Genomic DNA, 16951 nt, shown 5'->3' on the forward strand with positions numbered 1-16951 from the left:
CTGGGGTGATCAGTGCGTTGCGTCCCCGCCAATCGTCGCGTTTCGCCGCTCTTGGCGTGTCCTTGGTCGCAGCCGCCATGGCCTTGATTGTCGCTGGCGTGGACCTTGGGTGGCGCCTTGGGCGAGATGCCGCCGAGCGCGACAATCGATCCGCAGTCACCGGGAGCGTCTGAACATGAACACCCCGATGGTCTTGTTTCTCATGGCGACCGCGTTGGCCCTGATCAGTTCGTCGGCGGCTGCATACGGCGCGCGCGCAGACCAGAGGAGCCCAAAAAGCGGCGGCCGCTCACAAGTTGTGGCAGGCGCCACACTTGGCATCGCGGTTTTGATTCTAGGCGTCGGGGTCTACCAACTTGGACATCAATCCGGTCGTGATCAGGCGCTGCGGGACAATCGCGCGGATCTTCGGTCCGCGAAGGTTTAGCTTTTCGCTCCGTATCGCATCCGGCTCAACGCATCGCTCACCCTGCGGAACGGCGCGTCGAAGTCCTTGCCGGACTTCCACTTCTCGAACGCCATGACGTTTTCGATCCGCCGCGCGACGAAGGCTTCGGCTGCCTCGCGGCCGTCGAACCAGCGCATGGTCAGGGCGGGGATCAGGATGCCCGACAGAATCGTCCGCTTCGAATAGTGGTTCCAGTCGGTCGCCTCGTCCCCGGCCCAGCGCCACAGATGGTCCGCGCTTTCCCAGGCGAGTTTCAGCCCCAGGTCGGCGTTGGTCGGCAGGGCCAGGAAGGCGGCGCAGCGGCGCGTGGCCTCCAGGTCGGCGGCGCCGGCCTCCATTCGTTCGGACACGGCGCGGGCGATTCGCTCGCGAATCTTCAGGGACTTGGGGTCGATCTGGCCGAGGGCCGCCAGAGCTCGCGCGTCATGGCGGCGTGACAGCAGGGCGGCGAGATCGCGCGCGCCGTTGGGCAGCAGCAGTTCCTCGTCGCCGCGCGACAGGCCGCACGCCTCGCAGGCCTCGCGCACCAGCCGCGCGTTCCAACCCAGCGCCGGCGCGCGGGCGATGGCGGCGTCCAGCACGCTCTGTTCGGTCCGGTCGGCCCAGTCTGTGGTGTCGATCATGGCCTGATCATACGCCTGTCGCGCCGGGGTTTCGAGCCTTGAAGAATGGTCGCGACGATCTGGACAGGTGCGGGCGGCTGGTGTATCAGCGCGCCTTCATCCGAGGGCCCGGCTTTCGGAAGACGATTTTATTTTGTTCGCCCGTCTCCCTTACAGGACGCGGCGGGCGGCCAAAGGAGAGTTCAACCTGGTACAGATTTTCGTTCGCGATAATAACGTCGATCAAGCGCTCAAAGCCCTAAAGAAGAAGATGCAACGCGAAGGCAGCTTCCGTGAAATGAAGCGCCACGTGCATTATGAAAAGCCGTCGGAAAAGCGCGCCCGTCAAAAGGCCGAGGCGATCCGTCGCGCTCGCAAGCTGGCCCGCAAGCGCATGCAGCGCGAGGGCCTGCTGCCCGCGCCGAAGCCGCGCGTTCCCGGCGCTGGCGCCGGTGGCGGCAGCCGGTAATATCCTGGCGTAAGCCAAAAGATTTGAGGCCGCCTCCTTCGAGAAGCGGCCTTTTTCTTTGTCTCCTCCCCGCAAGCGGGAAGGAGACAAGCTTCTAGGTCCGCCCGGTGATCGCCCGGCCGAACGTCTTCCAACTCAGCTTCACGTCCGACAACGCCCCTGCGCGGAAGGCTCGCCCGGCGATCCAGACCATCAGGGCGGCGGTGGCGAACATGCCCACCAGCGTCAGAATCACCTCGATCAGCGGCGGATCGCTGGGCGCCCGCGCGCTCATCAGGAAGGGGGTGAAGAAGGGGATCCACGACAGCACCTTGACCACCGGCGCGTCCGGGCTGGTCAGGGCCATCTGCATGACCAGGATCGGCACGACCAGGATCATCATGATCGGCCCCATCAGCGTCTGGGCGTCGCGCGGCGTCTCGCAGAAGGCGCCGATGGCCGCGAACAGCACCGCATACATCAGGTATCCGCCGACCATATAGGCGAGGAAATAGAAGATCAGGCCGTCGTGCATCAGCACCTGGCCGACCGTCGCCGCCGTCTCGGGCGAGGCCGACAGCAGGCTGAACGTCCCGATTCCCCCCCACACGCCCATGACCGTCAGCGTCAGCAGCGCCACGCCCAACACCTTGCCTGTCAGGATTTCGGTCGCCGAGGCTGAGGACAACAGCACCTCAAGGATCTTGTTCGACTTCTCCTCCATCACGCTGTTCAGCAGGATTGAGGCGCCGGTGATGACCAGCGACCACAGCAGGAAGCCCACACCCAAGCCAATGAACGACGGAATTCGGTCGCGCATCGACACCTCGCCCCCGCTGGCGGCGTTGGGCGAGAAGGCCTTGACCTCGGGCCGGAAGGTCTGGACCTCCTGGGCCACAGCCGGGGCCACCCCGGCGGCGGTCAGCAGTTCGGTGCGTCGTGCGTCACGCAGGGCTGTGCGGACGAAGCTGGACACGTCGTTGTCGGTGGCGCGGGCGGTCCAGACCTGGGCCGCAGGCTTGCCGTCCACGCGGTTCAGGAAGACCACGGCGTCCAGGCGGCGGTCCTTGGGCGCCGCCTTGTCCAGCGCCGCCTTGATGGCGGCGTCGCGCGCCGGGCCGGTCGCATCGGCGATGGCGGGCGGGGCGGCGACCAGGCGGATTTTGGGCCCGCTGATGGAGGCCACGGCGCGCCCGGCGCCGGCCTGCCCCTTTTCGGCGGCCTCGCGCAGGCGTTCGTTCTGGCGATCCAGATCGGATTGCAGCGAGGCGCGGACGGCGGCGGCCAGGCCCGTCGCGGCCGGACCTTCCTCGATCACCGCCACCAACTTGACCGGCTCGGCCGAGCGGATCAGCAGGGGAATGCCGCCGCCCAGAACGGCGAACAGCGGAAACGCCAGCAGCGACAGCCAGAAGCCGACAGTCTTGGCGTAGGCGACATACTCGCGTCGCGCGATCAGCAGGGTGCGGTTCATCGGGCGGCCTCCGCAGGTGCAGCGGGTTGATCGGGATGGTCGCCGGTCAGGCCGATGAAGGCGTCGTGCAGCGTCGTTTCCTTCAGCGCAAAGCCGCGCACGTCCAGACCGTTCAGGAAGGCCGTTTTCAACGTCTCCTGACCGCCCGCGCCCGGCGACAGGGCGATCTTCAACCGCCGCACGCCGTCCACATCCGACAGGGTCTCGACGCCGGCCACGCCGGGCAGGGCGGCGGCGGCCTGCGCGCTGATCGCGCCTTCCAGATCGAGGAAGCGAGGCGAGGTGGCCCGGGCCTGATCCACCGTGCCCTCGAACGCCTTGCGACCGCGCGCCAGCAGCACGACCTTGTCGCACAGCCGTTCGGCGTGCTGCATCACATGGGTCGAGAACAGGACGGTTGCCCCGTTCCCCGCCAGGTCGCGGATCATGGCTTCCAGACCCTGCTGGTTCATCGGGTCCAGACCCGAGAAAGGCTCGTCCAGGATCACGAACTCGGGCTGATGCACGACCGAGGCGATCAGCTGCACCTTCTGCGCCATCCCCTTGGACAGCTCCTTCATCTTCTTTTTCTGCGCTGCGCCCAGACCCTGCTGCTCCAGCATGGCCTTCGCGCGCTTCTTGCCTTCGGCGACCGGCAGACCCTTCAGGGCGCCGAAGAAGCTGATGGCCTCGACGGGAGTCATCTTCTTGTAGAGGCCGCGTTCCTCGGGCAGGAAACCGATCTGGTCGCGCACCTTGCGCCCGTCGTCGGCGCCCAGGATCTCGATTCGCCCCGACGTCGCCGGCTGCAGTCCCAGGATCATCCGCAGGGTCGAGGTCTTGCCCGCCCCGTTCGGCCCCAAAAAGCCGCAGATCGACCCCTTCTCGACCTGAAAACTCAAATCCCGCACGGCTTCGAAATCGCCGTAACTCTTGCTCACGCCATCCAGCGTCAACGCCGCCATATCGCTCCCCCCCCGTACTGTGGCGCTCAGCCTAGAAGCGCAGGTTGTGCGACGCCAGTGGATTTGGCGTCGCGGCCATCAATCCAGTACGGGCAGCTCGATATAGGAGGCGTCGTCTCCGGCGTGGTGGATGGCGTTGTCGGCGATCACGCTCTGGCTTTCCGTCTCGTTCGGCCCGCCTGTATTCAGGTTGCGAACGAACTTGGGGAAGTTGGAGCTGGTGACTTCGATCCGAATGCGGTGCCCCGGCTGGAAGGTGTTGCTGATCGTCATCGGCGTCGGTTGGAGCGTCGCCACCTGGCCTGGCGTCAGCGGCGTGGGGCGGTCGTATCCATCCCGGTACCGGGCGCGCATGATGGTGTCGCCGAGGATATAGGCCGTGCCGTCCGGCGCCACGTCAACCAGCTTGACCGCGAAATCGGTATCGGCCGCCGAGGACGACACTTTCAGCACCGTATCGATGAAGCCCGTGACCTGCATCGGTTCAGTCAGCGGTTCGGACGTATAGACCAGCACGTCGTTTCGCGCCTCGATCTGACGTTGGTCGAACGCTCCGGCGGTGACCAGGCCGCCGTTGCAGCAGTCGCCGCCGCCGATGGTCTGGACCGGGTTCATGGGGTCATAGCGATAGCGGTCGGTCTGTTCGCCTGTCGGCGGCGCTTCCCGGCTGAGCATGCCGTCACCGTTGAGGCTGTTGGCCGCCCCGCCAGAGCGCAGGTACATCCGCACGGTCTTGACCCCCGCCGGCGGCCACTGGGCGGCGGTGCGCCATTCGTTTTCGCCCATGTTGAAATACTGGACGTGCGGCGTGCTTTCAGGGAAGGCGCGACGCTCGCCCTTCAGCCAGCGGTCGAACCACGCGTGGACCAGGGCGTCGCTGTCGAAGCTGGCGTCGCCCAATGGCCGCTCGCCCGACTTGTAGTTCGGCCCCAGGCCACCGAAGGCGCAGTGATTGTTCGGCCCCACCACCACATACTGGTTCTCGGCCGCCTCGCGATCCTGCGTCGTCGAGCGGGCGTGGTTGAACAGTTCCATGTTCGGGCCGATCGACACGTCGTACCAGCTGTTGAACCACAGCGACGGCACGCCCCAGCCCATGTCGTCGTGATAGAGGCCGCCTTGACGCCAGGCTGGGTCGGCCGGTGTGCGGGCGATCAAGTCCTCGAACGTGCCGGCCGGCTCGCCCAAGTCTTTCAGCATCTCGTTGACCGGTAGGTGGCGGATCTGGCTGGGCCAATTCACGTCCGGCTTCTTGGCGTCCAGGTCGTTGTAGCGGACCAGCCGCGCGCGCGTTTCCTGGTCGATGTCCATGGGGATCTGCGCGCGCTGCGGATTGTCGACGCCATACAGCCAGACGAAGAACAGGTTGCGGGGCACGCCGCCGGTGTACCAGTTGCCCTGTTCCTGGAACCGGCCGACCTTGCCGATGCCGGCCCCCGACGCTTGGGGCACCATGGCGGCGTGGGCGGGGTGGTTCTGGGCCGCCAGCGCCAGCTGCCATTCCGCCGAGGACGAGCATCCCAGCGTGCCCACCTTGCCGTTCGACCATGGCTGGGCGGCGATCCACGTCAGGGCGTCATAGCCGTCGGTCTGCGGATAGCCCAGGATCTGATAGTCGCCGCCGGAGAAATACCGCCCCCGTTCGTTCTGGATCACGAAGGCGTAGCCTTGGCTGACCCAGCTCAGGGCCGAGCGAGTGGTCCGGGCGTTGTAGGCCAGCTCGTTGTACGGCGTTCTAACGAAGACGGTGGGTAGTGGACCGTCCACATTCTTGGGACGATAGACATTGGTCGCCAAGCCCACGCCATCACGCATTGGAACCATCACGGCCATTGTCACATCGGCGATGCGCGACAGCTCGGTCTGGGCGGCTGCGTCGCTGTAGCGTCCATAATCTTGAGCCGAGACAGTGATCGGCGTGGCCGCCAGAACTCCTGCGACGACAGCGGCGACGAACCTGTTCATTCCCAATCCCTCCAGAAAGCAGGGATGGATCTAGGACGATTGTAGCCTGGGTCGCAATGTCGCGGAGCTTAGCTCTTCGGCTTCACCGTCACTTCGAAATGGCGATCGACGACCTTGGTCGGATTGACCTGTGCGCCGTTGCGGCGGACTTCGAAATGCAGGTGGGGACCGGTGGAATAGCCGGTGGAGCCGACCAGGCCGATGCGCTGGCCCATCGTCACGGCGTCGCCGTTCGCCACGTCGATGCGGCTGAGATGGCCATACAGGGTGCTCATGCCGTTGGGGTGGCGCACCTCGATGAAGTTGCCATAGCCTTCGGCTTCATAGCCCGTGCGGACCACCTCGCCCTCGGAGGCGGTGAAGACGGTGGTGCCTTTCGGGGCGGCGATGTCGACGCCCTTGTGCGCACGGGCCTTGGCCTCGATGACCAGTTTGCGCAGTCCAAATGCGGAGTTGATCGCATAGCCGCGCACGGGGGCGGTGAAGGCGATCTGGCGCGTGATCGGACCGGCCTTCTCGACCTCGGCCTTGACCGGCGGGGCGACGGGGACGGCGATCGGGGCGGGCGGCGGCGTCGCGGCTTCACGCGCCGCATTGGGCGCAGCCGCCGCGGCGAAGACGGCGACCGCAGCGAAGGCGGCCGTCTGGCCGGAATGGATCAAGAGGGTCTTGCACCGCGCCAATGGCGCGTTGGTAAGCAGGCGTCGCATTCGGCGGCGTCTCCAGCGTTTTACGCTCTGGAATGAAGGCCCGCCGCGTCCGACGACGCACGGCGTTCCGTGGAAGCGCCGGCTTATGCCCTCGGGCTGGGGCGACTTTGGGGCTGAGGCAGGGCGGCGGATGGTCGCACTGGGGAACCGGCCGCTCGCTGTCGTCCGATCAAGCGATGATGTCGGGCAGGATATCGTCTTCGATCTTCACGATCTCGTCCTTCAGCGCCAGCTTCTTGCGCTTCAGCCGGGCCAGCATCAGCTGGTCGGGAATGACGGCCAGGCTCAACGCGTCGATGGAGGCGGCTAGGTCGGAGTGTTCCTGACGCAGCAGCTTCACCCGTGCATGAAGCTCGGCCATCTCTGCGGTGGTTTCAGGCGTGTCGTCGTTCATCGTGTCGTCCCCAAGCCGCTTATAGCCACGCAGGCCTCAGGTCGGAAGGGCGTCTGCGAGCCGGATCAGCGCCGGTCGCGGCGTGACGTTGGCCCACACACGCGCCGTCGCGACGAGAGCGTCGACGGCAGGACGCGGCGGGCCGGCTGGCGCGGGCGCCAAGGCCTCCAACGCCTCCAGCAAATGTCTTTCCGCCTCAAGTTCCAGCGCCTTGATGCGGTTGCGCACCGCCTCGCGCGGGCCGTCGTCGATGTCGGGAACGGGAGCCTTTAAGGTGCGGCGGATCGAGCGTAGCGGCGCGACCACGACGCTGTCCCAGGCGCGAGCGGTGTCACAGGCCGCTTCGACCGTCTCTTCGTCCGGCTTGCGGCCGGTCGCGGCGACCCAGCCAGACCAGAGCAGCACAGGCACATTCTGCTCATGGCTGTCCTGCAATGCCAGGCACGCCTCGCCGACCCCCGGCGCGGCATAGGCGGCGACCGCCCAGTCCCACAGCCGCATTATTTCAGGCCTTCCCAGCGGCGCACCGCGCCCCAGTCCAGGCCGAACAGATCCAGCGTCCGTCCGACCGACTGATCGACTATCTCCATGATCGAAGACGGCCGCGTATAGAGGGCGGGCAGGGGCGGGGCGATGATCGCGCCCATCTCGGTCAGGGCCGTCATGGTGCGCAGGTGGCCCAGATGGAACGGCGTCTCGCGCACCATCAGCACCAGCGGTCGCCGCTCCTTCAGCGTCACGTCCGCCGCGCGCGTCAGCAGGGTCGAGGTCACGCCGGTGGCGATCTCGCTCATCGTCTTGACCGAACAGGGCGCCACGATCATGCCCAGTGTGCGGAACGAGCCGGAGGCGATGGTCGCGCCCACATCAGCCAGTTTGTGCACGACCGACGCCTTGGACGTCAGGTCGTCGGGCGACAGATCCGTCTCCTGCGACAAGGTCAGCAGGGCGGCCTTGGTCACCACCAGATGGCTCTCGACCCCCAGATCGTTCAGCGCGTCCAGCATGCGCGCGCCGTAGATCGCTCCGGACGCCCCTGAAATTCCGACCACCATCCGGGCGGGCGGGTTCCGTATGGCTCCGTTCACATCATCGACCATTTTGGGGGTCAGCCTCCGTGGGGTCCGGCGAGACGGGCTGTCACTGGAAAGTGATTACACAGCTCGCCAAACCGGGCGCTCACTCTACTGGTCCCTAACCTGAGGAGGCGCAAGCCATGACCATCGAGGCTCGTATTCGCGAACTGGGTAATCGTCACCGTAGTCTGGATGAGACCATCCAGAAGGAGCTTACCCGTCCGTCCACGGATCCGTTGCAGGTCAGGGCGCTGAAGCAGAAGAAGCTTCGGCTGAAGGAAGAAATCACCAGTCTGGAGGCGCGGGCGCACTAGCGTCCCACCGCCCGAAAACGACGACGGCCCCGGAGATCGCTCTCCGGGGCCGTTTTCGTTCGTGAAACGAAGATCAGTCCTTGGTGCCGAATACCGAGGCTGCGGTCGGCTCTGCGGTCGGACGCTGACGGGCTTCCGGTACGAATTCGGGCTCGGCCTCGACCTGTTCGACCGGCTGGATGGTGCCGCCGCCCTTCTTGAGGTCGTCCTTGGTCTTCTTGTCGGCGGCCTTCTTGACGATCTCGTCCAGGGCCAGCTGGCCGACCAGGCCCAGGGTCACGGGATCGACCGGCTTGATGTTGGCGCTGTTCCAGTGGGTGCGGTTGCGCACGCTCTCGATCGTGGACTTGGTGGTGCCCAGCATCTTGGCGATCTGGGCGTCAGTCACTTCCGGGTGATTGCGCACGAACCAGGCGATGGCGTCCGGGCGGTCCTGGCGACGCGAGACCGGCGTATATTTCGGGGCCGGCTTGGCCGACTTCATCAGTTCGGCGTGACGGCTGACGATGGCCTTCATCCGGTAGTTCTCGTCGCCCTGGGCCTTGTCCAGCTCTTCGCGCGTCAGCTGGCCGCCCGTGACGGGATCGACGCCACGGATGTCGCGCGCCACGTCGCCGTCGGCGATGCCGCGGACTTCCAGCGGGTGCAGGCCGCAGAAATCAGCGATCTGCTCGAAGCTGAGGGAGGTGTTGTCGACCAGCCAGACCGCAGTGGCCTTAGGCATCAGAATGTCGCTCATGGGGCGTTCGTCCCGGTGTTGTTAAGCCGCCGAATGAGGCTTCGGCTGGCGTTGGATACGACGGCGCCCGGCCTTTCGACCGGGCGCGTAGTGTTTCGATATAGGCCTATTCGCCTGAAAAGAAAACGCCGACCGACAATCCTATACAGCAACGGTTCATCTGCTCCGGCGCAACCTTCGCGGTAGTGAAGACTTACAGCCTTGGGAGAGGAGAACCATCATGTCACTGCTATTCGCTGCGGCCCTTGCGGCCGCCATGTCGTCCCCGGTCGAGCCGCAACAGCAACGTGTCGCACCGAGAGGCGGCTACGCTCAAAGTTGCACCGAAGCCTATGTGAACCAGGGTCGGCTCTACGCCGATTGCCGAGACACGCGCGGCCAGATGCGCGGCACCTCGATCGAGCTGGCGCGCTGCGGCAATGAGGACATCAACAACGACAACGGCCTGCTGGTCTGCGGTCGCTTCCGTGGCGATTACGAGGGTGCCCAGCCCGGTCGTCCCGGCGGTCCTAGCAATGGCGGCCCCGGCAACGGCGGTCCGGGTTGGGGCGGCGGAAACGGCGGCGGCTGGGGCCGTTCGTCCATCACCGTCTATGAAAACTCCAACTTCCGCGGCGCCTCGCGCGAGTTCACCAGCGAGGATCGCAATCTCGGTCGCACGCCCTTCAACGACCGGATCAGCTCGGTCCGCGTCCAGGGTCGTTGGGAAGTCTGCACCGACGCCGAGTTCCGGGGCCGTTGCCGCGTCGTCGAAGGCGACGTCCGCAATCTGAGCGGCGGCTTCAACGACAGCATCTCGTCCATGCGCCCCGTGCGCGGCGGCGGGCGCTACTAGGCCTCAGACTGTCAAGACGATCTTGCCGATGTGCCCACCGGCCTCCAGTTCGGCGTGCGCATCGGCAGCTTGCGCCAACGAGAAGACCGCCTGAACCGGCGGTCTGACCGCGCCGGACGCCACCCAAGGCCAGACCGTCGCCTCGACGGCGGCGGTTAGTCGGGCCTTTTCGTCTGCGGGACGGCTACGTAGCGTCGATCCCGTCAGCGTCAATCGCTTCAGCATGATCCGCTGCAAATCCATCTCGACCTTGGCGCCGGTCAGGGACGCGATGACGACCCACCGTCCTCCGGCGTTCAAGCTGTTCAGGTTCAGGGCGGCGTAGTCGCGCCCCACCATGTCCAAAACCACATCGGCCCCGCCCGCCGCCTTGATCTGCGCTTCCAGATCGTCGGCCGAGGCGTCCAGGCTGATATCGGCGCCCAACGCTTTCGCCGCCTTGGCCTTGTCCGCCCCGCGCGACGTGGCGATCACCTTTGCGCCCGCCGCCTTGGCCATCTGAATCGCCGTCACGCCGATGCCGCTGGTCGCGCCGTGGATCAGCAAGGTCGCGCCGGCCTTCAGCCCGCCACCCTCGAACACATTGGCGAAGACGGTGAAGACGGTCTCGGGCAGCACGGCCGCCTGAACGAAATCGAGACCCTCGGGGATCGGCAAGACATGCCGCGCGTCCACAACCGCCTGTTCGGCATAGCCGCCGCCGCCCAGCAGGGCGCAGACCCGGTCACCGACCTGCCAGCGCCTAACGCCTTCGCCGACGCCTGCGATCTCGCCTGCGATCTCAAGGCCCAAAACGTCCGACGCGCCAGGGGGAGGGGGGTATCCGCCGTTCCGCTGCAACAAGTCCGGTCGGTTCACGCCCGCCGCCCGCACCCGAATCAGCATCTGTCCTGGGCCCGCAACGGGATCGGGGCGTTCGGCGATCTTCAGCGCCTCGGCCGGGCCTGAACCGCCTTCGATCTCGATCACGCGCATCGCACTTCCCTTGCATTCGTCCGTATCCGGGCGTTCAGATAAGGGTCCTGGGCCGCCTTGGCCATGACAGCGCGGAAGGCGACGACGATGTTCGAAGATATTGAACCCCGCCCGCAACGCGGCGAACCCCTTCGTTCCCTGTCGCGCGAAGACTTGGACGTCTATTCCATCGAGGATTTGCAGGAGCGGATCGCCGCTCTGGAGGACGAGATCAAAAGGTCCGGCAACGCTATCGAGGCCAAACGCTCCAAGAAAAACGCCGCCGACGCCCTTTTCAACTTCGGTTCCTGATCGCGAATGGCACGTCTGCATGGCATGAGCGTTGCATCTTTCCTGCAAACGGTTCCGTCAGGCGCCGATTGCAGGACGGACTCGCATTTTCCTCATGATCAAAGCTCAAATGACCTCCGCTCCGTCCTTCGCTGACCGCAGCCGCACCGTGCGCGATTTCGCCCGTTCGGAACTGTTCGACCGCACCTTCCGTGAAGGCATGGAACTGGTCGAGGAGACCGCCGCCTATCTGGACGGCGAGGGGCGTCGCGATTCCAAGATGCTGTCGCGCGCCGCCGCCCTGGCCTATGCGGCCGAGAGCATGAAGCTGACGACGCGCCTGATGCAGATCGCCTCGTGGCTGCTGGTCCAGCGGGCCGTGCGCGAGGACGACATGACGCCGGAAACGGCCTGCGAGCCGCGCTATCGCCTGAACGAGCGCCGCATTGAGGCCGAGCCCAGCCACGCCGAACTGCCCATCGCCCTGATCGAATATCTGGTGCGGTCGGAAAAGCTGTTCGACCGCACCCTGTATCTGGATCGCCGCATGTATATGGACGATCAGGACCAGGCTCCCGAGAACCCGGTCCTGAGCCAGATGGGTCTGCTGGAAGCCGCCTTCAGGGGCTAACCGCCCCTGTTACGGCCCGACGTCGTTGGCGTCGGTACGGCCGTCATCGACCGGCTTGGGCAGGTTTACGCCGATGCCTAGAGCCTCAGCCAGCTTGTCGTCGCGGCCATAGACGTCCTCGCGGAACGCCACACGGCCCTGACCGTCCACGAAGGCGGTCCAGTACAGCAGTCGCACCGAGATCTCGCGCCCGGTGGTGACGCGCGTCGTCTCGCGCGTGTCCTGGGCCGTATCGAACTGGGCCAGCTTGGTCGGGTCGGGCGCCAGCAGCAGGCGCGCGAACTCCACCGCATTCTGCACCCGCACGCAGCCGTGGCTGCGCTGGCGCGTGGACAGGTTGAAGGCGGCCTTCGACGGCGTGTCGTGCAGGAAGATGGCGTAGCTGTCGCGCAACTCGAACTTCACATAGCCCAGGGCCGAACGCGGCCCGGCGCGCTGGATGACCGTGCCGTCCTTCACATACATGTCGTTGGCGGCCAGATAGCCCGGCCCCTTGGGCAGGATCTCGCGGCGCGCGATGCCGGCTGGCACGTACCAGGGCGGATTGGCGACGACCGAGGCGAAGGGCTTCTCCAGGCTGGGCGTCTGGTTCTCGGCCGAACCGACGACGACGCGGTTGGAGTGGACCGGCTTGGCGTCCTTCCAATAGACCATGATGGCGGCGGCGGTGTTGACCTCGATCCGCTCGGGCGCGACATCGCGTTTCAGCCAGCGACGACGTTCCAGGTTCAGGGCGATCTGGCGGGCGCGGTCCTCGGCCGATGCGCCCAGCGAGCGCTGGGTGCCCGTGCCAATGCGGCCGTCGGCGCCCAGGCCGTGACGGTTCTGGAAGCCCTGCACCGCGCGCTGAAGTTCGGCGTTGTAGGTCAGGCCTTGGGCCTTCAGTCGCGCGCCGTCGGCGGCCGACAGGTCGCCCTCGGCCGTCAGCCGGTCGATCAGGGCGGGGATGCGGCGATCGCTGTTGCCCGGCTCGATGGTGCCGCCCGGCGCGAACGCGGGCCAACCGCCCTGCGCCGCCAGACGGCGATAGCGCACATAGCCGGCCGACAGGTTCTGATAGCCGATGTCGGTGGGCGCTAGGCCGTCGTACCAGTTGGCCAGCACATTGCGGTTCAGGGCGTCGCTGAGGCCGCGCGGCAGATCGACGCGGTTCTTCTGCATCTCCCACAGGTCTTCTACCGTCTCGGGCCGCACCTTGCCCTCGGCCAGGACGCGGGCATAGGCGAGGGCGGCCGTGGTGGTGCGCAGGTCAGCGCTGGCCGGATCGGCCGCCAGTCCCACGAAGTCGAAATAGTCCGCAGCCGACAAGCCGTGGCGGTCGGCGCGGGCGGCGGCGGCGTTCAGGGCGCGCATCCGATCTGCGTTCCAGACCGGCCGCCAGCCGTTCAGCTCATAGAAGGCGCGCACGTCGGCCTGCTGGGTGGGGGGCAGGCGCGAAATCTGATCGTTGAAGCTGTTGTAGAAGGCGGTCGCCTCCGGGCCACGCTGCACGAAGACCTGCTGCGCGCGCGCCGTGGAGCCGAGGGCCATGGCCGCCGTCGCGACGCCCAGACCCAGTTGCCGTCTATTCATATCCAGTCCGCTTCTTCGAATGCTTCGGCCAGCGTGGCCAACGCCCCTGGTACCCGAACGCCGCCACATTATCGGTGTTCCGGCCAAACAAAAAGCGCCGGCCTTGCGACCGACGCTCTTGTTAGGCTCTTTGCTGCGACATGTCGCAGCCAAGACGCGCTTACTTCTTGATGAAGCCGGCGAACTTGTTGTTGAAGCGCGAGACGCGACCGCCGCGGTCCAGCAGGTGGGCGTTGCCGCCGGTCCAGGCCGGGTGGGTGGACGGATCGATGTCCAGGTTCAGCGTGTCGCCTTCCTTACCATAGGTCGAACGGGTCTGGTAGGAAGTGCCGTCAGTCATCACAACATTGATGAAGTGATAGTCGGGGTGCGTGTCCGCTTTCATGGTCGTCGTCCGGTCTCTGCGCGATGACGATGCCGACCGTCTGTGCGCGTGAAATGAGAAACCCGCCAGAAATCCGGCGGGAATGAGGGGCGGCGTTTACACCGGGGGGCGTTCCGGGGCAAGAGGCGGGCGCAATGACCGACCAATCCAACGCCGCCGCCCCTTCCGCAAACCGCGCTTCAGGCGTGGCCTCGATGGAGGGCCGTCCCAGCGCCGGGGCCCTGTTGGCCGATCAGATGTCCGAGGCGGGCGCCAAGCGCGCCAAGCGCCGCGACATCCGCCCGCTGGCGCGGCTGATTCCCTTTGCGATGCGGCACAAGGGCCATGCCCTGATGGCGGTCTTCTGGCTGTTGCTGTCCACCGCCGCCTCTCTGGGTCTGACCGCCCTGGCGCGCGGGGCCATCGACCATGGGTTCGAGGCCGGCGGCGCCAATCTGAACATCTGGTTCCTGCTGCTGGGCGCCAATGCCCTGTTCCTGGGTCTTGCGACGGCCGCCCGCTACTATTTCGTCACCCGCACGGGCGAGCGCGTCATCGCCGATGTGAGGAAAGGCCTGTTCGGCCGCATCCTGACGCTGGATCCCTCCTTCTACGCCCATATGCGCACGGGCGAGGTGCTGTCGCGCCTGACCACGGACATCGCCCTAGTCGAGACGTTGATGACGACGTCCATTTCCTATGCGCTGCGCAACTTCCTGACCTTGATCGGCGGCGTCGCCTTGCTGTTCTTCGTCAGTCCCAAGCTGACCGGCTTCGTCCTGCTGATCGTGCCCTTCCTGCTGGGGCCGATCTTCATCTTCGGTCGCAAGGTCAGGAAGCTGACCGTCACGTCCCAGGATCGGTTCGCCAACGCCGTCGGCTTCGCCGGCGAGAGCGTGGACGCCATCGAGACGGTTCAGGCCTTCGGGCGTGAAAAGAGCGCCATCGCCCGCTTCGGCGCGGCGGTCGAGGACGCCTTCTCCGCCTCGCTGACCCGGATGCGGGCCCGCGCCTGGATGACCGCCCTGATCATCGTCGTCATGTTCGGCGGCGTGACCCTGGTGCTTTGGCTGGGCGCCCAGGACGTGGTCGCCGGCGTCATGTCGCCAGGCGCCCTGCTTCAGTTCGTGCTGCTGTCGGTCTTCGCCGCGGGGGCCGTCGGCGCCTTGGGCGAAAGCTGGGGCGACGTGCAAAAGGCCGCCGGCGCCATGGAGCGGATCGAGGAGTTGATGCGGGCCGTGCCCGACATCGCACCTCCGGCCCACGCCACGGCCCTGCCGTCGCCCCCGCGCGGCGAGGTTTCGATGTCAGCCGTCGGTTTCTCCTATCCCGGCCGACCGGATCTACCGGCCCTGAAGGGCTTCAGCCTGACCGTGCGTCCGGGCGAGACCGTCGCCTTGGTCGGCCCATCCGGCGCGGGCAAGTCCACCGTCTTCCGTCTGCTGCTGCGCTTCTATGATCCGCAAACCGGCATGGTTTCGGTGGACGGCGTCGACGTGCGTCAGGCCGATCCCGTCGATGTGCGCGAACGCTTCGCCTGGGTGTCGCAGGAAACGCCGCTGTTCTCGGGCTCGGCCCTGGAGAACATCCGCTTCGGCCGCGAGACCGCCACCTTGGAAGAGGCGCGCGCCGTCGCCGAAAAGGCCCAGGCTTTGGGCTTCATCGACGCCCTGCCTGAAGGCTTCGACACCCCCTTGGGCGAGCGCGGCAAGAGCCTGTCGGGGGGCCAACGCCAACGCCTGGCCATCGCCCGCGCCTTGGTCCGCGACGCGCCGATCCTGTTGCTGGACGAGGCCACCAGCGCCCTGGACGCCGAGAGCGAACGCCTGGTCCAGGTCGCCCTCGACCAGGCCATGGAGGAGCGCACCACCATCGTCATCGCCCACCGCCTGGCCACAGTGCTCCGCGCCGACCGCATCGTCGTCATGGACGACGGCCGCGTGGTGGAGGAGGGGACGCACGACCAACTGGTGGCCAAGGGCGGCCTCTATGCGCGTCTGGCCGAACTGCAGTTCCGGGCGAGCTAAGTCTGCGCTTGGACTAAAGGCCTGCGCGCGCCAGCGCCGGGAAGTCGCTGAAGATCGCGTCCACTTCCGCCTCGGCGAAGGCGGCGGCATAGGCTGCCATGTCGCCGTGCTGGGCCAGGCCTTCGCCGCGCCGCCGTTCGGCCGGCAGGAAGGCGTTCTCAGCCCGCAGCGTCCAGACCACCACTTTCAGCCCCGCCGTATGGGCGTCCGTGACCAGCGCGCTGGGCGCAGTCGTGCGGCCCTCGGCGTCGCGCGGCAACACCAGGATCATCTCCGGCGCAACCCATGCGGCATAGGCGGCCATGGCCTTCAGCCCCTCGGGCGTGATCATCTGGGCATAGGTCATGTCCGGTCGGTCCGCCGGTCCACCCGCGCCGGCGACCAACTGGGCCAGAGGGGCGTCAATGCGCGCCGCCAGCCGCTCCAGCGGCCCGACCTCGAAGCACTGGATGATTATCGATGCATCCGCGCCCGTCAGGTCCAGCCGTTCCAGCTCGGCGACGAAGGCGTCCTCCATCGGCAGGCCGATCCCGGCGAAATAGGTCGGGTGCTTCAGCTCTGGCGCCACGGCGATGGTCCGTCCCGTGCGGGTTGAAGCCGCGCGGGCGATGGCGACCACCTCGTCGAAGGTCAGGATCGGCTCTCGTCCGTCATAGGCGGCGCTGCCCGGTCGAAACGCCGGCAACCGCTCCCTGGTCCGCAGCGTCTTCAGTTCGGCCAGGGTGAAATCTTCGGTGAACCAGCCGGTGGTCTGGACGCCGTCGATGGTCTTGGTCGTCTTGCGATCCGCGAACTCGGGCCGGTCGCCGACGTCGGTCGTGCCGCCGATCTCGTTCTCGTGCCGATCCACGAAGACGCCATCCCTTGTCAGCACCAGATCCGGCTCGATCACGTCCGCGCCCTGTTCGACCGCCAGCTCATAGGCCGCGCGCGTATGCTCCGGCCGTTCGCCGGACGCGCCGCGGTGGGCGATGATCAGGGGCTGGGCCAAGGCGGGCGTTCCGACAAGGAGGGCGAGGGCGGTGACGATGGCGCGGATCATGCCCGATGGGTAGGGCAGGGCGACGACAAGCGAATGACGACGGCGTTTCTCCCTCCCCCTGCGGGGGAGGGGGGCGTAGCGGAGCCGGGTGGGGCGGGCAGGGCGACGTCCCACAGACCTG

20 protein-coding genes are annotated in these 16951 nt (G+C 66.6%); 7 read left to right on the top strand and 13 right to left on the bottom strand.

The features are described from left to right. Window positions 1–175 precede the first annotated feature (175 nt). Window positions 176–427, top strand: a complete 252-nt coding sequence (locus ACP7BH_RS00335; protein WP_425984647.1) for a hypothetical protein — start codon at window positions 176–178, stop codon at window positions 425–427. On the opposite strand, the gene ACP7BH_RS00340 is transcribed toward ACP7BH_RS00335, so the two are convergent. After that, window positions 424–1071 (bottom strand): COQ9 family protein, encoded by a 648-nt coding sequence (locus tag ACP7BH_RS00340; RefSeq protein WP_425984645.1) that lies wholly within the window; start codon window positions 1069–1071, stop codon window positions 424–426. The genes ACP7BH_RS00335 and ACP7BH_RS00340 overlap by 4 nt on opposite strands. A 187-nt stretch (window positions 1072–1258) precedes the next feature. On the opposite strand from ACP7BH_RS00340, the gene rpsU reads away from it, so the two are divergent. Beyond that, window positions 1259–1519: a 30S ribosomal protein S21 gene (gene rpsU, locus ACP7BH_RS00345; protein WP_135195633.1), complete on the top strand. Its 261-nt coding sequence runs from the start codon at window positions 1259–1261 to the stop codon at window positions 1517–1519. 94 nt (window positions 1520–1613) lie between these two features. Here the strand turns inward: rpsU and ACP7BH_RS00350 are convergent, their stop codons facing one another. From ACP7BH_RS00350 to ACP7BH_RS00380, 7 genes are all read right to left on the bottom strand, one after another. Continuing rightward, the gene (locus tag ACP7BH_RS00350; protein ID WP_425984643.1) at window positions 1614–2972 is read right to left on the bottom strand and encodes an ABC transporter permease; all 1359 of its coding nucleotides are present in this window, start codon (window positions 2970–2972) and stop codon (window positions 1614–1616) included. Further along, entirely contained in the window at window positions 2969–3916 is a 948-nt protein-coding gene (locus tag ACP7BH_RS00355) for an ABC transporter ATP-binding protein (RefSeq protein WP_425984641.1), read from the bottom strand. The genes ACP7BH_RS00350 and ACP7BH_RS00355 overlap by 4 nt, the downstream gene beginning before the upstream one ends. 78 nt (window positions 3917–3994) lie before the next feature. Continuing rightward, window positions 3995–5881 (bottom strand): CocE/NonD family hydrolase, encoded by a 1887-nt coding sequence (locus ACP7BH_RS00360; protein WP_425984639.1) that lies wholly within the window; start codon window positions 5879–5881, stop codon window positions 3995–3997. A 68-nt stretch (window positions 5882–5949) separates the two neighbouring features. Beyond that, the gene (locus ACP7BH_RS00365; RefSeq protein WP_425984638.1) at window positions 5950–6591 is read right to left on the bottom strand and encodes a M23 family metallopeptidase; all 642 of its coding nucleotides are present in this window, start codon (window positions 6589–6591) and stop codon (window positions 5950–5952) included. A gap of 169 nt (window positions 6592–6760) precedes the next feature. After that, window positions 6761–6985 (bottom strand): YdcH family protein, encoded by a 225-nt coding sequence (locus ACP7BH_RS00370; RefSeq protein WP_425984636.1) that lies wholly within the window; start codon window positions 6983–6985, stop codon window positions 6761–6763. 36 nt (window positions 6986–7021) lie between these two features. Then, on the bottom strand, window positions 7022–7486 hold the full coding sequence (locus ACP7BH_RS00375; protein WP_425984634.1) for a TIGR02444 family protein: 465 nt from the start codon (window positions 7484–7486) through the stop codon (window positions 7022–7024). Further along, window positions 7486–8085, bottom strand: a complete 600-nt coding sequence (locus tag ACP7BH_RS00380; RefSeq protein WP_425984632.1) for a UbiX family flavin prenyltransferase — start codon at window positions 8083–8085, stop codon at window positions 7486–7488. Before ACP7BH_RS00380 ends, ACP7BH_RS00375 begins: the two co-directional genes overlap by 1 nt. Window positions 8086–8201: 116 nt before the next feature. Here ACP7BH_RS00380 and ACP7BH_RS00385 point away from each other — a divergent pair, with 116 nt between their 5' ends. After that, window positions 8202–8375: a YdcH family protein gene (locus ACP7BH_RS00385; protein WP_159845273.1), complete on the top strand. Its 174-nt coding sequence runs from the start codon at window positions 8202–8204 to the stop codon at window positions 8373–8375. Between the two features lie 73 nt (window positions 8376–8448). Here the strand turns inward: ACP7BH_RS00385 and ACP7BH_RS00390 are convergent, their stop codons facing one another. Continuing rightward, window positions 8449–9114: a DUF1013 domain-containing protein gene (locus ACP7BH_RS00390; protein ID WP_135195170.1), complete on the bottom strand. Its 666-nt coding sequence runs from the start codon at window positions 9112–9114 to the stop codon at window positions 8449–8451. Between the two features lie 220 nt (window positions 9115–9334). Between ACP7BH_RS00390 and ACP7BH_RS00395 the strand changes: the two genes are divergently transcribed. Beyond that, the gene (locus ACP7BH_RS00395) at window positions 9335–9949 is read left to right on the top strand and encodes a beta/gamma crystallin-related protein (protein WP_425984630.1); all 615 of its coding nucleotides are present in this window, start codon (window positions 9335–9337) and stop codon (window positions 9947–9949) included. Between the two features lie 3 nt (window positions 9950–9952). Here the strand turns inward: ACP7BH_RS00395 and ACP7BH_RS00400 are convergent, their stop codons facing one another. Then, on the bottom strand, window positions 9953–10924 hold the full coding sequence (locus tag ACP7BH_RS00400) for an NAD(P)H-quinone oxidoreductase (protein WP_425984628.1): 972 nt from the start codon (window positions 10922–10924) through the stop codon (window positions 9953–9955). Window positions 10925–11011: 87 nt separating this feature from the next. Here ACP7BH_RS00400 and ACP7BH_RS00405 point away from each other — a divergent pair, with 87 nt between their 5' ends. Both ACP7BH_RS00405 and ACP7BH_RS00410 read left to right on the top strand, forming a co-directional pair. Continuing rightward, entirely contained in the window at window positions 11012–11215 is a 204-nt protein-coding gene (locus ACP7BH_RS00405; protein WP_425984626.1) for a DUF1192 domain-containing protein, read from the top strand. A gap of 109 nt (window positions 11216–11324) precedes the next feature. Then, on the top strand, window positions 11325–11825 hold the full coding sequence (locus ACP7BH_RS00410; protein WP_346496463.1) for a DUF1465 family protein: 501 nt from the start codon (window positions 11325–11327) through the stop codon (window positions 11823–11825). A 9-nt stretch (window positions 11826–11834) separates the two neighbouring features. Here the strand turns inward: ACP7BH_RS00410 and ACP7BH_RS00415 are convergent, their stop codons facing one another. Together ACP7BH_RS00415 and rpmE are read right to left on the bottom strand one after the other, a co-directional pair. Further along, window positions 11835–13397, bottom strand: a complete 1563-nt coding sequence (locus ACP7BH_RS00415; RefSeq protein WP_425984624.1) for a L,D-transpeptidase family protein — start codon at window positions 13395–13397, stop codon at window positions 11835–11837. A gap of 160 nt (window positions 13398–13557) precedes the next feature. Beyond that, the gene (gene rpmE / locus ACP7BH_RS00420) at window positions 13558–13782 is read right to left on the bottom strand and encodes a 50S ribosomal protein L31 (protein WP_267516044.1); all 225 of its coding nucleotides are present in this window, start codon (window positions 13780–13782) and stop codon (window positions 13558–13560) included. A gap of 134 nt (window positions 13783–13916) precedes the next feature. On the opposite strand from rpmE, the gene ACP7BH_RS00425 reads away from it, so the two are divergent. Further along, a complete protein-coding gene (locus ACP7BH_RS00425) occupies window positions 13917–15788 on the top strand; it encodes an ABC transporter transmembrane domain-containing protein (protein WP_425984622.1) in 1872 nt (623 codons plus the stop codon). A 13-nt stretch (window positions 15789–15801) separates the two neighbouring features. Here the strand turns inward: ACP7BH_RS00425 and ACP7BH_RS00430 are convergent, their stop codons facing one another. Continuing rightward, window positions 15802–16830, bottom strand: a complete 1029-nt coding sequence (locus tag ACP7BH_RS00430) for a glycerophosphodiester phosphodiesterase family protein (protein WP_425984620.1) — start codon at window positions 16828–16830, stop codon at window positions 15802–15804. Window positions 16831–16951 lie beyond the last annotated feature (121 nt).

The sequence above is a fragment of the Brevundimonas sp. TWP2-1 genome (genome assembly GCF_049897645.1).
Classification (GTDB): Bacteria; Pseudomonadota; Alphaproteobacteria; order Caulobacterales; family Caulobacteraceae; genus Brevundimonas.

Excerpts from the sequence above, each read along its gene's own strand:
- ACP7BH_RS00335 (WP_425984647.1), top strand. The coding sequence starts at position 176 with ATGAACACCCCGATGGTCTTGTTTCTCATGGCGACCGCGTTGGCCCTG.
- ACP7BH_RS00340 (WP_425984645.1), bottom strand. The coding sequence starts at position 1,071 with ATGATCGACACCACAGACTGGGCCGACCGGACCGAACAGAGCGTGCTG.
- ACP7BH_RS00350 (WP_425984643.1), bottom strand. The coding sequence starts at position 2,972 with ATGAACCGCACCCTGCTGATCGCGCGACGCGAGTATGTCGCCTACGCC.
- ACP7BH_RS00355 (WP_425984641.1), bottom strand. The coding sequence starts at position 3,916 with ATGGCGGCGTTGACGCTGGATGGCGTGAGCAAGAGTTACGGCGATTTC.
- ACP7BH_RS00360 (WP_425984639.1), bottom strand. The coding sequence starts at position 5,881 with ATGAACAGGTTCGTCGCCGCTGTCGTCGCAGGAGTTCTGGCGGCCACG.
- ACP7BH_RS00365 (WP_425984638.1), bottom strand. The coding sequence starts at position 6,591 with ATGCGACGCCTGCTTACCAACGCGCCATTGGCGCGGTGCAAGACCCTC.
- ACP7BH_RS00370 (WP_425984636.1), bottom strand. The coding sequence starts at position 6,985 with ATGAACGACGACACGCCTGAAACCACCGCAGAGATGGCCGAGCTTCAT.
- ACP7BH_RS00375 (WP_425984634.1), bottom strand. The coding sequence starts at position 7,486 with ATGCGGCTGTGGGACTGGGCGGTCGCCGCCTATGCCGCGCCGGGGGTC.
- ACP7BH_RS00380 (WP_425984632.1), bottom strand. The coding sequence starts at position 8,085 with ATGGTCGATGATGTGAACGGAGCCATACGGAACCCGCCCGCCCGGATG.
- ACP7BH_RS00385 (WP_159845273.1), top strand. The coding sequence starts at position 8,202 with ATGACCATCGAGGCTCGTATTCGCGAACTGGGTAATCGTCACCGTAGT.
- ACP7BH_RS00390 (WP_135195170.1), bottom strand. The coding sequence starts at position 9,114 with ATGAGCGACATTCTGATGCCTAAGGCCACTGCGGTCTGGCTGGTCGAC.
- ACP7BH_RS00395 (WP_425984630.1), top strand. The coding sequence starts at position 9,335 with ATGTCACTGCTATTCGCTGCGGCCCTTGCGGCCGCCATGTCGTCCCCG.
- ACP7BH_RS00400 (WP_425984628.1), bottom strand. The coding sequence starts at position 10,924 with ATGCGCGTGATCGAGATCGAAGGCGGTTCAGGCCCGGCCGAGGCGCTG.
- ACP7BH_RS00405 (WP_425984626.1), top strand. The coding sequence starts at position 11,012 with ATGTTCGAAGATATTGAACCCCGCCCGCAACGCGGCGAACCCCTTCGT.
- ACP7BH_RS00410 (WP_346496463.1), top strand. The coding sequence starts at position 11,325 with ATGACCTCCGCTCCGTCCTTCGCTGACCGCAGCCGCACCGTGCGCGAT.
- ACP7BH_RS00415 (WP_425984624.1), bottom strand. The coding sequence starts at position 13,397 with ATGAATAGACGGCAACTGGGTCTGGGCGTCGCGACGGCGGCCATGGCC.
- rpmE (WP_267516044.1), bottom strand. The coding sequence starts at position 13,782 with ATGAAAGCGGACACGCACCCCGACTATCACTTCATCAATGTTGTGATG.
- ACP7BH_RS00425 (WP_425984622.1), top strand. The coding sequence starts at position 13,917 with ATGACCGACCAATCCAACGCCGCCGCCCCTTCCGCAAACCGCGCTTCA.
- ACP7BH_RS00430 (WP_425984620.1), bottom strand. The coding sequence starts at position 16,830 with ATGATCCGCGCCATCGTCACCGCCCTCGCCCTCCTTGTCGGAACGCCC.